The 15,234-nt window shown below is 30.8% G+C and carries 17 protein-coding genes; 8 read left to right on the top strand and 9 right to left on the bottom strand.

Annotated features, from left to right (window positions below; genetic code table 11):
- Nucleotides 1–64 precede the first annotated feature (64 nt).
- The 3 genes from ABXT66_RS03335 to ABXT66_RS03345 all read left to right on the top strand — a co-directional run bounded on the left by ABXT66_RS03335 (nucleotide 65) and on the right by ABXT66_RS03345 (nucleotide 2,776).
- Nucleotides 65–1,465: an alpha/beta fold hydrolase gene (locus tag ABXT66_RS03335; protein WP_443644247.1), complete on the top strand. Its 1,401-nt coding sequence runs from the start codon at nucleotides 65–67 to the stop codon at nucleotides 1,463–1,465.
- A 190-nt stretch (nucleotides 1,466–1,655) separates the two neighbouring features.
- Nucleotides 1,656–2,438, top strand: a complete 783-nt coding sequence (locus ABXT66_RS03340; protein ID WP_443644248.1) for an MBL fold metallo-hydrolase — start codon at nucleotides 1,656–1,658, stop codon at nucleotides 2,436–2,438.
- Entirely contained in the window at nucleotides 2,438–2,776 is a 339-nt protein-coding gene (locus tag ABXT66_RS03345; RefSeq protein ID WP_443644249.1) for a cyclic nucleotide-binding domain-containing protein, read from the top strand. Before ABXT66_RS03340 ends, ABXT66_RS03345 begins: the two co-directional genes overlap by 1 nt.
- Nucleotides 2,777–2,812: 36 nt before the next feature.
- Here ABXT66_RS03345 and ABXT66_RS03350 read toward each other — a convergent pair whose 3' ends face one another.
- The 3 genes from ABXT66_RS03350 to ABXT66_RS03360 are packed head-to-tail and all read right to left on the bottom strand — an operon-like array spanning nucleotide 2,813 to nucleotide 5,418.
- The gene (locus ABXT66_RS03350; protein ID WP_443644250.1) at nucleotides 2,813–3,628 is read right to left on the bottom strand and encodes a phytanoyl-CoA dioxygenase family protein; all 816 of its coding nucleotides are present in this window, start codon (nucleotides 3,626–3,628) and stop codon (nucleotides 2,813–2,815) included.
- A gap of 3 nt (nucleotides 3,629–3,631) precedes the next feature.
- Nucleotides 3,632–4,351 (bottom strand): RraA family protein, encoded by a 720-nt coding sequence (locus tag ABXT66_RS03355; protein ID WP_443644251.1) that lies wholly within the window; start codon nucleotides 4,349–4,351, stop codon nucleotides 3,632–3,634.
- A gap of 53 nt (nucleotides 4,352–4,404) precedes the next feature.
- Nucleotides 4,405–5,418, bottom strand: coding sequence for a glucokinase (locus ABXT66_RS03360; protein WP_443644252.1), 1,014 nt, complete (start codon nucleotides 5,416–5,418; stop codon nucleotides 4,405–4,407).
- A 92-nt stretch (nucleotides 5,419–5,510) separates the two neighbouring features.
- Between ABXT66_RS03360 and ABXT66_RS03365 the strand changes: the two genes are divergently transcribed.
- From ABXT66_RS03365 to ABXT66_RS03380, 4 genes are all read left to right on the top strand, one after another.
- Nucleotides 5,511–6,584: a PQQ-dependent sugar dehydrogenase gene (locus tag ABXT66_RS03365; protein WP_443644253.1), complete on the top strand. Its 1,074-nt coding sequence runs from the start codon at nucleotides 5,511–5,513 to the stop codon at nucleotides 6,582–6,584.
- A 117-nt stretch (nucleotides 6,585–6,701) separates the two neighbouring features.
- Complete coding sequence (locus tag ABXT66_RS03370; RefSeq protein ID WP_443644254.1) at nucleotides 6,702–7,397, top strand: glutathione S-transferase family protein; 696 nt, start codon at nucleotides 6,702–6,704, stop codon at nucleotides 7,395–7,397.
- 196 nt (nucleotides 7,398–7,593) lie between these two features.
- On the top strand, nucleotides 7,594–8,751 hold the full coding sequence (locus ABXT66_RS03375) for a hypothetical protein (RefSeq protein ID WP_443644255.1): 1,158 nt from the start codon (nucleotides 7,594–7,596) through the stop codon (nucleotides 8,749–8,751).
- 33 nt (nucleotides 8,752–8,784) lie between these two features.
- Complete coding sequence (locus ABXT66_RS03380; RefSeq protein WP_443644256.1) at nucleotides 8,785–9,327, top strand: 2OG-Fe(II) oxygenase; 543 nt, start codon at nucleotides 8,785–8,787, stop codon at nucleotides 9,325–9,327.
- A gap of 9 nt (nucleotides 9,328–9,336) precedes the next feature.
- Here ABXT66_RS03380 and ABXT66_RS03385 read toward each other — a convergent pair whose 3' ends face one another.
- The 6 genes from ABXT66_RS03385 to ABXT66_RS03410 all read right to left on the bottom strand — a co-directional run bounded on the left by ABXT66_RS03385 (nucleotide 9,337) and on the right by ABXT66_RS03410 (nucleotide 13,986).
- On the bottom strand, nucleotides 9,337–9,819 hold the full coding sequence (locus ABXT66_RS03385) for a thermonuclease family protein (protein ID WP_443644257.1): 483 nt from the start codon (nucleotides 9,817–9,819) through the stop codon (nucleotides 9,337–9,339).
- A 23-nt stretch (nucleotides 9,820–9,842) separates the two neighbouring features.
- Nucleotides 9,843–10,823, bottom strand: a complete 981-nt coding sequence (locus tag ABXT66_RS03390; RefSeq protein WP_443644258.1) for an SMP-30/gluconolactonase/LRE family protein — start codon at nucleotides 10,821–10,823, stop codon at nucleotides 9,843–9,845.
- A complete protein-coding gene (locus ABXT66_RS03395; protein WP_443644259.1) occupies nucleotides 10,810–11,262 on the bottom strand; it encodes a hypothetical protein in 453 nt (150 codons plus the stop codon). The genes ABXT66_RS03390 and ABXT66_RS03395 overlap by 14 nt, the downstream gene beginning before the upstream one ends.
- Before the next feature lie 78 nt (nucleotides 11,263–11,340).
- A complete protein-coding gene (locus ABXT66_RS03400; protein ID WP_443644260.1) occupies nucleotides 11,341–12,291 on the bottom strand; it encodes a DMT family transporter in 951 nt (316 codons plus the stop codon).
- Between the two features lie 71 nt (nucleotides 12,292–12,362).
- Nucleotides 12,363–13,037, bottom strand: a complete 675-nt coding sequence (gene ung / locus ABXT66_RS03405) for a uracil-DNA glycosylase (protein WP_443644261.1) — start codon at nucleotides 13,035–13,037, stop codon at nucleotides 12,363–12,365.
- A 46-nt stretch (nucleotides 13,038–13,083) separates the two neighbouring features.
- Nucleotides 13,084–13,986 (bottom strand): phytanoyl-CoA dioxygenase family protein, encoded by a 903-nt coding sequence (locus tag ABXT66_RS03410; protein WP_443644262.1) that lies wholly within the window; start codon nucleotides 13,984–13,986, stop codon nucleotides 13,084–13,086.
- A gap of 160 nt (nucleotides 13,987–14,146) precedes the next feature.
- Here ABXT66_RS03410 and ABXT66_RS03415 point away from each other — a divergent pair, with 160 nt between their 5' ends.
- Nucleotides 14,147–15,223, top strand: a complete 1,077-nt coding sequence (locus ABXT66_RS03415; RefSeq protein WP_443644263.1) for a mandelate racemase/muconate lactonizing enzyme family protein — start codon at nucleotides 14,147–14,149, stop codon at nucleotides 15,221–15,223.
- Nucleotides 15,224–15,234 lie beyond the last annotated feature (11 nt).

The following is a 15,234-nucleotide window of genomic DNA, read 5'->3' on the forward strand; positions in this document are numbered from 1 at the left end:
AAACTTACTATACTTTTATTTATTAAAAATAAAATTTAATTATTAGAAATGACATGGGTAATACATGGAAAGAAAGTTATTAGCTATAGTAGCCGCGGATATGGTCGGTTTCTCCAGATTAATTGAAAATGATGAAATAAGTGTTTTATCTCGGCAAAAAGAATACTTTACTGAAATAATTAAACCGCAAATTGAAAAATTTCATGGTACAATAATTAAAACTACTGGTGACGGGTTTTTAGCTACATTTGCAAGTTCATTAGATGCAGTGGAAAGTGCCACAAATATTCAAAAAACAATTAATTTGAGAGAGAAGGGACAGTCAAATGATAAAAGAATATGGTTTCGAATAGGAATAAATGTTGGAGATGTAGTTCTTGATGATGGTGATATCTTTGGGAATTCTGTTAATATTGCAAGCCGATTAGAATCTATAGCGGATGCTGGAGATGTCTGTATAACCAACGATATTTTTCAAAATATTAAAAATTTAAAATCTTTTGATATAAGACATTTAGGAGAACAGCAGTTAAAAAACATTTCTCAAAAAGTTGATGCATATAAGATTAAAATCAATAATGAACAATATAATCAAAGCAAAGAAACTGAATTATTAACTGAGGCAAACCAAGAGATCAGATATTGTAGCTCAAAAGATAATACTATTATAGGTTATGCTAAAGTAGGAAATGGTCCTCCTTTACTAAAAGCTCCAAATTTCATGAGTAGCCTTGAGCATGATTGGAGAAGCCCAATTTGGATGCATCTTTATAGATTTTTAGCAAAAGATCGTACTTTAGTAAGGTTCGATCAAAGAGGAAATGGATCTTCGGATTTAGACCCTTTAGAAATTACTTTTAATAGTTTCGTTGAAGATATGGAAGCTGTTGTCAATGAGACAAAAATAGATAAATTTCCAATATTAGGTGTCTCACAAGGTTGTGCCGTTTCTATAGCATATGCAATTAGAAACCCAAACAAAGTTTCTCATTTAATCTTGATTGGTGGTTTTTCCAGAGGTAAAGGCCAAAGAGGAGATCCTTCTTATGAAGAAAAAAGTAAGATGGAGCAGACAATGATATTGAGTGGGTGGGAAGACGAAAACCCAGCATTTCGTCAGTTCTTCACTACATCAATGATACCAGAAGGCACTAAGGAACAAATGGATTCCTTTAATAACATTATGAAAATTGCCACATCTGCAAAGAATGCAGCAAAAATTTCAAGAGTTAATGATCAAATTAATGTTAGTGATATTCTTTCCAAATTAGACATCCCAACAATTATTTTTCATTGTACTGACGATGCTAGGGTTCCAATTTCTGAAAGCAAATTTATGGCTGCAAATATAAAAAATAGTAAATTTATTCCGATTAATAGTAAAAATCATGTATTACTTGAAACAGAACATGGTTGGAACTTGTTTAAAGAAGAAGTCACTAAGTTTTTAGATGAATATACATAAGTTTACTTAGAAATTTTTTTAGAAATATTTGATATTTCTGAAATAAATTCTTTTGCAAGGGCAGATAATTCCCTTCCTTCAGGCCAAATGCTCTATATTAATACTTTTTAAACATTTTGATTAATTCTTAAAATTTGTATTTACATGTTAATTAATTATTTTATCATATTTATATGATAATGTGTTGCAAATGATCATTAACCATGGAGTTAGAGGTTCTATTCCAAACCCAAGTTATCAAACTCTAGGGTATGGAGGAAATACACCGTGTGTTGAATTTAAAACAAAAAAATATCAACTAATCTTTGACTGTGGTTCGGGGTTTTCTAAAGTAAAACTCTCTGATAAACATCAAATAATAATATTCATCTCTCACTTTCATCATGACCATATTCAAGGTCTAGCTTTCAATAGTTATGATTCAGGATTTAACAAGAAAATCATATTAACTTCTGCCCACTCAAATAAAAAGGATACTTATAAAATATTATCTGATTATTATGACAATCCCTATTTTCCAGTGAATTTTATTAAATTAATTAACAAGTTTGATTTTCTTGAATTTAAAGATGTAGTTTCTAAATTCAATGATCTTGAGATTTCTTCTATTGAACTAAATCATCCCGGAAAATCTTCAGGATACAGCATTGTAAGCGATCAAATAAAATTTTGTTATTTATTAGATAATGAATATGAAGACAGCCAAGAAAATGAATTGGTTAAATTTTGTGATAATTCAGATACAGTTATATGGGACGGAATGTATTTAGAAAGTGAGTTGTCTAGTAAAAAAGGATGGGGGCATTCAAGTGTTGAGCAAGGCATTGATTTTGCAAATAAAATAAATGTTAAAAATTTTTTAATATCTCACCATTCACCTTTAAGACAAGATAAAGAAATTAAGAAGATTCAAGGTAATATAATCAATAAAAAAATAAAATTTGCATCAGAGAATGAGGTTATAAATTTTTAATGGAAAAGAAACTATTTAATAAAAATCAGAGTGTATTTAAGGTTGGTGAATTGCCGGATAAAATGTATTTACTTGTAAAAGGATCGGTTGGAATTTTTTTGCCAACCAATGAAACTAACAAACCAAATTTTACAATTCAAGAAAATGAACTCTTTGGTGAAATGGGAGTGATAGAGAATGAATTAAGAATGGCAACTGCCAGATGTTTAGTTGAAAGTGAAATTATATCTATTACTAAAGACGAATTTGATAAACGTGTGAATAGTTCTGACGTTTTTGTGAAAGGGTCTCTTAAAGCCTTATCTTATCGTTTAAGATCAGTTGAAAAGAAAATGTAATTTTAAAGAGTACTAAAATATTAGAATATGTTTAGACTACCAGTCCTTTGCAAATTCATGAGAAAACGAAAACATTTTTAATGGAGTAGCCTCACCTCTAGGTATTTCTGCTGTAGGATTTAAATTATATTCATCAACTCCTCTAGCAAGTTGCGTCTCGAAAAACGGCCAAGTTTCTAAATCTCCTTTAACATTTGTTGGCGAGAATCTCATAGTTACTCCGCACCTTCTTCTATTTGAATTATTAGCCTCTGAACCGTGAAGCAATGCATCGTTGTGTAATGAGATTTGACCAGCCTTTAAATTAAGGGAAACTATCTTTGTTTCATCTAATTGATCAAAAGAGACCTCTTGGTTTAAAACTAAATTCTTTGCGTCGTTTTTTTTATGAACAAATTTACCTAGTTTATGGCTGCCAGAAACTACTTTCATGGCTGCATTTTCTTCATCAGTGTCAAAAACAGCAAGCCAGACAGTTACAGCATTTGCAGGACTTAAAGGCCAGTACTGTGCATCTTGATGCCATGGAACCACAGAACCATCTTTTGGTTCTTTACTAAAAAATTGACCGCCCCATTGAACAAAATTTGGTCCAATAAGGTCTTCTACGTAATTTAAAATAGTTGGTGTTCTGCATAAGTCATAAAATTTTTTGCTAGCTTTGTGCCACATATTAGTTTTATTTATATCAATTTCTTTTGGTAATTTAGAGCTTAATTCTTCGTACCAATCATGAATGTCTTTAATGGCATTTTCTGAGAAAACTGGTAATCCGGTAACATAACCGTCTTCCAAGTACTGTTGTTTTTCAGATTGAGAAAGTCGCTTTGCATTTTTATCTATTTCAAACATATTTCATCCTTCCCATTTTTCGTTAGCAGCATTTTGCCATGCTATTTTCAGTTTTTCTATATCAAAGTTTGGCTGTTTTGCTGCGTCAATTAAATGCTTTTCTTTCTTTGTAATATAATTTATACCTCTTTCAATCATTGGAAGAGCATCGCTAGGAATTAAAACTGCACCATGTTGGTCTGCATGAATTATATCGCCATCATTTACATGAAGGCCATGAATGTTTATTGAAGACCCGTATTCTAAAACATGCACATAAGCGTGACTTGGTCCTATGCCATTGGCTAACACTTGGTAACCTTTGTCTATCGCGTCAAGGTCTCTTAACAATCCACTTGTAATTGTACCAGCTAAACCCAGACCCTGGTGCAACGCAACATTCACCTCTCCCCAAAAAGATCCGGTAGGATTTGGCCAATCTAAATCTTCAATAATACATACATTTGGCGCTTCAGTATGAATTGAGGATGTATTACTCATATATTCATAATAGTTAATTCTTATAGACGTGACTTGATCAGGTGTCATCGTTGGAGGGGATCCAGCTTTTATCTTTGCTGTTCTTGCTATTCCAATTATGGGTTCTAGTTTATTATTAGCTGAAATAAAAGGATACTTTGTATAACCGTCTGCAGATCTGGAATTTCTATATATATCTAGTGCATTAGATATTGTAGGGGTATCATACTTTTTTAAAAATGAAATCAATTTTTTAGTTAACAATATAATCTCCTTTTATAATTAAACTGTATCGTTTATTTTTTTTAAGTGAAGTATTATTTTGTAATAACTTTGTCCTTATAATGTGGATTATCGATTGCGTTTAATGCGCCTTTTAAACCGTTATTATTATCCTTGGTTAACCATATTGGTACATCTTTAATATAATTGTATCTACGACCTTTATTTAAAAGGTTTTTCTCAAAGTTACTTTCTTCGAAAATTCTATGTAATTTAGGAGTTATCCCTCCAGATAAAATAACACCACTTTGAGCGCCATTAATCAAGATCACACTTGATACTATTGTTCCTAAAATACTAAACATTAATTTCACACTATTTAGAGCATCTATTTCTCCTAAAAGTGCTTTTTCACCTATCTCTGGTGCTTTCATTTCACTAGATTGTTTTCCCTGTCTAGATAGCATAAAATTAAAAATTTCTTCAATGCCTGAACCACTAACAATCCGTTCATTAGACACATGATCATATTTTTTTCTTAAAAATTGAAGTAACTCAACCTCTATATCTGAGTTTGGAGCAAACGAAGAATGTCCTCCTTCGCCTTCAATTGCAATCGAAGAACCATGTAAGTTTAACAATGTACAAACACCTAATCCTGTTCCAGGCCCAGTAACTAGAAGGGGTGCTTTTGTTATTGGAATTCCTGGTCTTACAATATCTAAGTTATTGTTTAAAGCAGTTTTGTTATTTAGTGAGGGATCTATCGTTAAATCTTTATAAAAGGAACTAAAACATAAAGATTGAGCAACAAAATCATTAATAAAAATAAGCTTGTCTAATTTGAAGTATTCAAAGACCTCTGATTGTTTAAAGTTCCAGTGATTATTAGTGAATTTTATAGCATCATGTTTAGTTGTTGATGCTACCGCAATTGACATATTTTTTATGTGCAAATTATTTTCTTCTTGATAATATTTAATAGCGTCAAATATGTTTTCAAAATCTGTACATTTTAAATAAGAAAAATTAGATAATTCGCTTGATACATCATCCTTGTATGCAAAACGAGCATTAGTTCCTCCAATATCCGCAACTAATAACTTCATTCAATCCTCAAATTTTTGATTTAATTTTAATCTTTTAAATAGTAAAAACTACTTTAAATTATCACTTATACATAACAAAAAGGTTATCTTAAATGAAATTATTTTATATACTTTTAATTTTAATGTTTTTCCCATTTTCTTCTTATTCACAAATTTCATTAAATAAATTGAGCACGGGGCTATCTAATTTATGGGGCATATCAGTATTAAATAATAAAGAGATACTTCTTACACAACGTAAAGGTAATGTATTTAAATTAAATATTTTTAATCAAAACATTACAAAAATTAAAGGGGTACCAAAAGTTGTAGATTTTGGGCAAGGAGGTTTATTAGACATTGTTGTTGAAAATATTAACAAAAATAAAAAAGTATATTTGTGTCTCAGTGATAAAGTCAATACAACTAAATCAGCAACAGCTGTTCATAGTTATGATTTAAAAAACAATATATTGTTTAATAAAAAACTATTATTTAAATCAAACAAACCATCAAATAGTTCACGTCATTTTGGCTGTAGGCTTGCAATAATAGGTGAATTTATTTTTGCAACAATAGGAGATAGGGGGAGTAGACATGATGCTCAAAATTTTGCCAATCATTCTGGTTCTGTAATTAAAATTAAAAAAAATGGATCTAATTATAATAATAATGCTTTTGAAAATGCCCTTCCAGAAATTTATTCAATTGGTCACCGTAATCCTCAAGGTTTGTTGTTTGATAACAAGACTAATCAGTTATGGCTTCATGAGCATGGTCCCCAAGGTGGAGACGAAGTAAATATAATTTATAAGGGAAAAAATTACGGTTGGCCTAAGATCACATATGGGAAAGAATATGGTAATGGGAAAAAAATTGGAATAGGCGTTTCTAAAAACGGTTTTGAAAATCCTGTTAAAGTATGGATCCCGTCAATCGCACCTTCAGGTATGATAATATATAAAGGTGATATGTTTGCAGAATTTAAAAATAAATTAATCTTAGGTTCTTTGAAATTTAAAAGGTTACATATTTTAACTACTAAGAATAAAAAGATCTTTGATGAAAAAGTTATCTTAGAAAATAAAATTGGGAGAATAAGAGATATTGAAGAAATGTCAGATGGTTCTCTTATAATCATTAATGACGAATATAATGGTGGTGTATTTAGGCTTTATAAACAATAATTTTGAATAAAAAATTAATATCATATTTAATAATAAAAACTATATAATTAAATAATTTATTACTATTCGTCTCTATATGTTACATACAAATTATATTTCAATCTGATGGAGAAGAAAATGCTAAAATTTTACTATAATACTGGACCCAATCCTATGAAGGTAGCTTTGTGTTTAGAAGAGATGGGTCTTCAATATGAAGCAGTTCCAGTAGACACAAGAAAAGGGGACCAACATACTTCATCATATTTAGAAATAAACCCCAATGCCAAGGCCCCAACAATTGTAGATGATGATAACATAGTTTTTGATAGTAATGCTATTTTATTATATTTAGCTGAAAAAACAGGAAAGTTTATAACAGACAATAATCCTAAATCTAAAGCTGATCTATATTCATGGTTAATGTTTATTGCAACTGGAATTGGCCCATATTCTGGACAATCCGTACATTTTCAGCATATGGCTCCAGAAAAACTAAAGTATGCAATTAATAGATATGTATATGAAGCAGAAAGACATTACGATATTTTAGACAAAAGATTAGCTCAAAATAAATACATGCTAGGTGATACTTATACCATTGTTGATATGTGTGTTTGGGGTTGGGCTAGAATGTTACCAAAAGTTATTGGTGAGGGTGAATTAGAGAAAAGAGCCAATCTGCATAGATTAATGACGGAAATAAACGATAGGCCAGCTAGTCAGAGAGCGTTAAATATAAATGTATCAAATAATCATAATTTCAAAGTTGAAATAGACGAAGAAGCTAGCAAGCATATGTTTCCTCAAAACGAACGATTAAAAAATATTTAATTAACTAATATGTAAATAAATTTAAAGCAAATGAGCTTGATCATTTGCTTTTTTTTATTGAGTATTAAGTGTTAAAATTATTATAAAATAAGATTTTGGTATGTTTATTGAAAGAATTTATGATTATTCAAAATAATTGAAACTTTTTTTAAATTATTTACAGTTTAAAAAGTACAAAATTTTTTAAGGTTAACTAATGCAAAATTGGGATACACGTATAAAGAATCTTAAAACGGATATTGAAATAGCCCGTCAAAAATATGTTATTCCTTTCATTAAAGCAGAAACAAAAGTTCCCTCGGTTTCAAAAGAAGTTAATCAAAACCCTATTCCAACAGAACCTTCCTTAGAAAATAATGTACAACCTAGTTCTGAAAAATTATATGAAAACAAAGACCCTTTATCTTCGCTAGACTTAATAAATAAATCAAACGAAGTATCTTCAGATACAAAAGTTGGATTAACTGAAGAAATTACAAATAAAATTGACGATCAGCTAGAAACTGTTGCTTCAGCAGATGTGGCACCAACAGTAGATGTAAATGAAGTAGTCGCGTCAGCAGATGTGGCACCAACAGTAGATGTAAATGAAGTAGTCGCGTCAGCAGATGTGGCACCAACAGTAGATGTGAATGAAGCAGTCGCGTCAGCAGATGTGGCACCAACAGTAGACGTAAATGAAGCAGTCGCGTCAGCAGATGTGGCACCAACAGTAGATGTGAATGAAGCAGTCGCGTCAGCAGATGTGGCATCAACAGTAGACGTAAATGAAGCAGTCGCTTCAGCAGATGTGGCACCAACAGTAGATGTGAATGAAGCAGTCGCGTCAGCAGATGTGGCACCAACAGTAGATGTAAATGAAGTAGTCGCGTCAGCAGATGTGGCACCAACAGTAGATGTAAATGAAGTAGTCGCGTCAGCAGATGTGGCACCAACAGTAGATGTGAATGAAGCAGTCGCGTCAGCAGATGTGGCACCAACAGTAGACGTAAATGAAGCAGTCGCGTCAGCAGATGTGGCACCAACAGTAGACGTAAATGAAGCAGTTGCGTCAGAAGATACGCCACCAACAGTAGGCTTGGTTGAAGAGCCTCCAGCTGAACAAGATAGTTTAGAAGGAGAAGAAAAAAAGACCGAGCTAGAACTGCTTGAGGAAAGAGATGAAAATGATCTTTCTGAAGAAGAAGAAGATAGAATGTATGAGTTAAGACGGTTAAGGGCTCAGAAAAAAATGAATAATGAAGTTAGAGAAGCCGAACAAGAAGAGTTGGAAAAAGCTGATGAGGAAATAGCTCACTTGAAAACACTATTAAAGCCAAAACCAAAAAAACTACCAAAGGGTTATATTGCTTAGCTTGAAAATCATTTATATTAGTTGCTAAATTAGATGCGTGAACTTTATCAAATCTTTCCTTCTGCTTTTACAGATATTCAAATAAATAAAATTTTAGACATTGTAAGTAATCAATCATTATTAAATGCATCTACGTTTTCTTCTAAAATCCCTTCTGAGGATATTAGGAAAAGCAAAATATGTTGGTTGTCAGAAGATTGGATTAAAAATTTATTATGGGAATATATACTTAAAGTTAATAATAAATCTTTTAAAATTAATGTTGAAAATAATTCAGAAGTTCAGTTTACAGAATATTGTTCTGAAGATAATGGTCATTATGATTGGCACCAAGATGTTAATTGGAATGGACAAATAGATATTGATAGAAAAATATCTATAACAGTACAACTTAGTAATGAAAACGAATATGATGGTGGTAATTTTGAGTTTGCTGAGCTTGAAACTAATACTAATTTTAAATTAAAAGGGACTATAATTATATTCCCTTCATATCTTCGTCACAGAGTTACACCAGTTACATCAGGTGTCAGAAAATCTTTAGTTGCTTGGTTTTCTGGACCTCAATGGAGATAACATATTAAATTATCTTTTTAACCTTCTCCATTTCCATGGTGGTATGAATTGACCAGCCCATAAACCAATTTTCTTTTTTTTTGCTTCTTCTTCTTCTTTTATATAGTCGTTAGAGTATTTTCTATATGCTAAAGCCCATCCACTTTTAACCATTAATGAATTAATATCCTTACCATTAACAAAACATACTGAAATTGATCTGCGATACCTATCAGTTGTTTTCTTTTGGCAAATCACCTTATTTGTTCCAATTATTTTTCTTAATTCTTTTGTAGCTCTTAATCCGCAAGCGTACAAAATGCCTTTGTCGTTTTTGCATTTTTGATGAGTTTCAGGTGTATCAATTCCATGAAATCTTATTTTCTTCGAATTAAGCACTATTGTGTCACCGTCAATAATTCTAATTGATTTACTTATATTTTTTCCAAAAGAATAATTAGATAATAATACAAGTACTAATATTGAGATAATGTTTTGAGTAAGTTTAATCATTTTGATTTTTCTATTTTTTAAAATTAAGGGAAACTCTTGTTGATTAGCTTTTTTGGGTTCCAATGTGTTGGTTGAAGACCTGCTATTTCTGATTTAAATGTTGCTATTTTATCACCCAACAAACATCCAAGAAATACAGTCTTTAAATCAGATCCTCCAAAACAAATACTTGAGATGTTTCTAAGTTTAGTACTTACGATATTATCTAAATGCTTTCTTTCTAAAATACTCTTTTGATATGCTTCTTCAACATAATTTACATGGCTGACATCACTGTCATTTATAATAACTTCTCTTTCACCATTTGAAGAAATTCGAATTAGTTTGTTGCTTACAACACAAGTTACCCAAATTCCGCCTTCAATGTCAAAAGCAAAGCCATCTGGAAATTCACCAATACCAAATTCTACAACTGTTTTTTTATTAAGAAGACGTCCATTTGATGTAACGCTGAATTTTGACAAACATCTTGAAAATGTTTCATTTACATATAAATCACCAGTAACGGGATGAATTAAACATTCATTAGTAAAACCTAAATTATCAGCTACAATTCTTGGTTTTTCTTCATCAATTAAAATAATGAAACCATCTTTAAAATTTGGTTTACAACCTAAAATTCTAGGTATTAAGCGTGTGCTTACTGTAACCCAAACTCGTCCTAAATTATCAATATGGACATAATTTGTTGGTGGTAGTAATTTCCCATTTACCTCTAATAGATAAGGTGTCAGATTGCCGTTTAAATTTAGTTTGTAAACGCCACCATCTTCATCGCCTAAATGAGTTATAAGCCAGCCTCCATCTGGATGGATAGCTATTCCATTCGGTTTTGGTTTAAAATTTCCATTTGCCAGAATAGTTTTTTGGAAACCATTCTTATAAATTAAAGTAACTCCACCACGCCAATCAGCGACGTGTAAGGTTTCTTCTTTATCAACTAAAACACATTCTGGGCGTTTTAAATTATTTCCAACAAATTTTAAATCATTAAGGTCTATCAACTAAATTTCCATCAGACATTTTTGTCCCAGCAAGCGAACTTATTTTTCCTGAAACAGGTATCATTGACCTCATCTGCAATGCCCAAATATTTTCAATTAAAGTTGCAACCCAAATTCCTTTTGCTGTTCCATAACTTTTTTTATTTTTTGTTCTCCTATTAAATTCAACCAGACATTGTAAAGTTTTGTCTGTCTCATTAATTATCTCACATTTATCTAAAGTTGAATAACTCCACTCTTCTAGTTTAATCATTTGATCAAATTGTATTTGTAAGGATTCCCAAAAAACATCCCCATTTTGATATATTATGGGTTCGTTCCCATTTGAGTGTGTTACATGAGGAAAATGCAAATTTTGTATGATTTGATTTTTATCAACAGTATTAAAAGCATCAATAAAATTATAAAAAGACTTTATTCCTGGGTTCTTGTTATCCATAATTATCTCTAACATATTACTAACTTGGAATAGATTGTTATTAATAATAGTTAAAATTTAATTTTAGTGTAAAGCTTTTTATCTTCTTTTAGGAAATTTCAAAGTAATATCTTGTTTCCTTATGCGTTCTCTAACAAATATATATATACCAGCACTAATAATTAAACTTATACCTATAAATGTTCTTAATGTAGGAATTTCACTAAATAACAAGTACCCAATTATTATTGACCAAATGATTAATGAATATTCAAATAGTGAAACAACTGATGGGGAATAAGAACTATATGCTTTAAATATACAGACAAAGGATATTGAAGCTGTTGCTCCCATTATTAAAATATATTTCCAGGCATAAGTCGTATTACTAAACCATTCTCTAAAAATAAATTGCATTGTAGGATCATTGTATTTATTAAATTCACCTGAACCAAAAAAGATAAATATTATTAAACATAATCCAATTGCCAAAGTGTAAAAGTAAAATAATTGGGTATAAAGGTTGTCCTTATCAGAAGTGATTTTAGTAATAGTCATTGATATTGCATAGAAAAAAGCGCACAAGACTGGTAATAAATTTTTATACTCAAATTCTGAGAAGTCTGGATTTAAGACTATATAAATTCCAATAAATCCTAAAAATATAGCAGACCATCTTCTAATACCAATTTGTTCTTTTAAGAAAAACTTTGCAAATATTGATATAAAAAAAGGGCTTGAAAAAAAGAGCGCATTTGCCATGGCAAGTGACATATAAGTTAGTGAAATAAAGAAAAAACTGAATGCAAAGAAGTGTAATACTACTCTTATTACTGTCAAAAAGGGATATTCTGTTTTAAACTTTATTTTTTGTTTTTTAAAGAATAAATAAGCTCCAAGTATAACGCTAGCTATGAAAATTCTACCGAAGTAAATTTCGTACAATGCAGCTTTTTCAAAAACAAGTTTTATTAATGCGTCTTGAAAAGAAAATAAAGCCATTGAAACCAGTACTAATATTATGCCTTGAGAATTATTCTCTTCGTTCATCTAGTTCAGCCTTTTTCTAATAAAAATTTTGTTCAACAAAAAAATAAATTTTATATAAGTCATGCTCATAATCATAATTGCCAATCAATAGGTTTTATATTTCTCTCAGTTAGATACTTATTAGTTTTTGAAAAAGGTTTTGAACCTAAAAAACCATTATGAGCAGAAAATGGAGAAGGATGAGTGCTTTCAATAACTAAATGTCGTTTTCTATCTAAGAATTCACCTTTTTCTTGAGCTTTTTTACCCCATAATATGAAAACAATATTATTTTTTTTTATATTAATTACTTTCAAAACTTCTGTAGTGAAGATTTCCCAGCCTTTACCTTGATGTGATCCTGGCAAACCTTTTTCTACTGTTAAACTACTATTCAGTAATAAAACTCCTTGTTTTGCCCAATTTCTTAAGTTTCCACTCTGAGGAGAAGTTAACCTTAAATCTGTAAATAATTCTTTATAAATATTTTGTAATGATGGAGGTATCTTAATAAAATCTTCAACTGAAAAACTTAAACCGTTTGCCTGTCCTTTCCCATGATATGGATCTTGACCTACAATAACTACTTTTACATTTGTTAGAGGGGTGAGGTTAAATGCAATAAAAATCTGATCCATTGGAGGGAAAATCTCTTTTCCACTTGAAAGTTGTTCTCTCAGAAAAACTCTAAGTTCTGACATGTATTGTGAATTAAACTGATTTAAAAGCTCATTTTTCCAACTTTCATGAATTTTAATGTTTTTCATTTTAAGGTCACTTGATTTGATATTTGAAAATTAGAATCAAGTTTTGTCATCTAGTATGCCAATCTTCATTTAATGGTCGTGCACTATTTAATTCTGCATATCCAGCACCTGTAGTTCCTGTTGGATTATGTCCAAAGTAACGAGGGTCTTGAGGTTCATTTTCAGGCTGATAACGAACATCACATGTTAAACGTATTTTTTTGTCTTTGGCGTGATTTTCAAAGGTTCCGTGTACTGTATACATTCCAAAAATAAGCGCATCACCAGGCTTGAATTCTGCTGTAAGGATTTTTGTGTTTCTTTCTTGTGCAAATTGAACTGGATGTTTATCAATAGTAGCTTTTTTATTTTTATTAAGGTCAACATCAAAACCATTAAATTGTTGAAAAATATCTTTATATTTGTGTGATCCTTCAATAATAAACAATGGTCCTTTATCAATTGTTATGTCAGTAAATACAAGCCAACAAGTTAAAACTTTTTCAGTTTTGCGTGTAAAAAAACCTGCATCACAATGCATGGCAGTAAATTTACCATCTGCAACCGCTCTTAAAAAAATAAAATCAAACCCTTTAGCAGAAGATCCAAAAATTCTTGTGAAAACACTTTCTAAAACATTTCCATTAGTTACATCTCTAAGGGATTTAGTGGAACTTATATTTTTCCAGAAAACACCTCTATCTTTATGTATTTGATCTCTAATTGATTCACCTGATGCAATTCCGTCTGAAAATGGATCTTTCAATTCTTTAACTTCATTCAGAGTTTTAAAAATATCATTTCTAGCCCTGATTATTTTTTCAGGGTCAATAACATTTTTTAAAAATAAATATCCGTCTTGTTCGAGAGAATTTCTAAGCGAAGTATCGTCAGATTCTCCCAAATAGGTTTCTTTTAAATCACCTAAAAGCTCATGAGGCACTTTAATTCCATTAATAAGTGCATCCAATTATTTTCTCCTTAAAAATACTTTACACAAAATGTTTCAACATTTTATTTTTAGTAAATTTAACAATCGAATTTAAGTCAATTAAATTTTTTTTAAATATTGAATTTATCTTCACAGAGGAGTTATTCTTTAAAATTATAAATAAAAAGGGAATGTTGAATTGATAATTAGCGCTATAAAAACTAAGATTGTTAATATCCCTTTTGTAGATCCTCCTAAAACAGGTTTCTTAACTCTTGAAAAAATTGATTTGTTAATAGTTCAAGTTGAGACAAAAGAAGGGGTAATTGGTACTGGGCATCTTCATCCTCTTTCTGGTGGACTAAAGACATTAGAGATGTGTATTCATGAAATGTTAAAACCGCTTTTGATAGGAGAGACAATTGATAACATTGAGGCCTTATGGACTAAAATGTGGAAGGCTACTTTCATACAAGGAAGAATGGGTATAACTGTAATGGCCATGTCAGCATTAGATATTGCTTTATGGGATTGTTATGGGAGAACAAAAAAAATGCCACTCTGGAAAATATGGAATGGGACACAGAGAGATTTTCCAGTTTATGGATCAGGGTGTTATAGAGGTTTAGGCCATGATGGGATGATTAAAAAAGCTAAAAATTATATTAACAAAGGCTTTAAATCTATAAAAATGCAGGTTGCTCATTGTTTTAATAATGACGAAGATATTGTCAATGTTAGAGACATGCGCGAAGAAATTGGTGAAGATATAGGAATTATGATTGACGTAAATCAAGGTTGGTCGGTAGATGAAACAATTAAAGTTAGTAAAAGTATAGAAAAATATAATCCAGAATGGTTAGAAGAACCAGTTATGGCAGACGATTTTGATGGTTATGAAGAAATATGCAACTCTACTTCAATACCAATAGTCACAGGTGAAAATAACTTCACTCATCATGATTTACTTCCATTAATGAAAAATAGAAAAATACCTATTCTACAACCTGATATAATGAGGGGTGGATATACAAATTTAATTCATACTTCTAATTTAGCTAATCAATATGGAATTGAAATTGCTCCACATATGTTTCCTGAACTTTCAATTCACATTGTTGCCTCAATACAAAACCCTTCCTGGCTTGAGTATATGGGGTGGTATGACCACCTCTGGGAGGAGCCATTAATCCCTGAAAACGGAACTTTAAAACCAACTGAACGACATGGCCATGGAATGGACTTTAAGTCAGAAATTGGTTCTTTTAAAAGTTAAGAAATGTTTGG

Origin of the sequence: Candidatus Levibacter sp. Uisw_134_01 (assembly GCF_047717795.1) — a bacterium.
Classification (GTDB): Bacteria; Pseudomonadota; Alphaproteobacteria; order Puniceispirillales; family Marisalimonadaceae; genus Marisalimonas.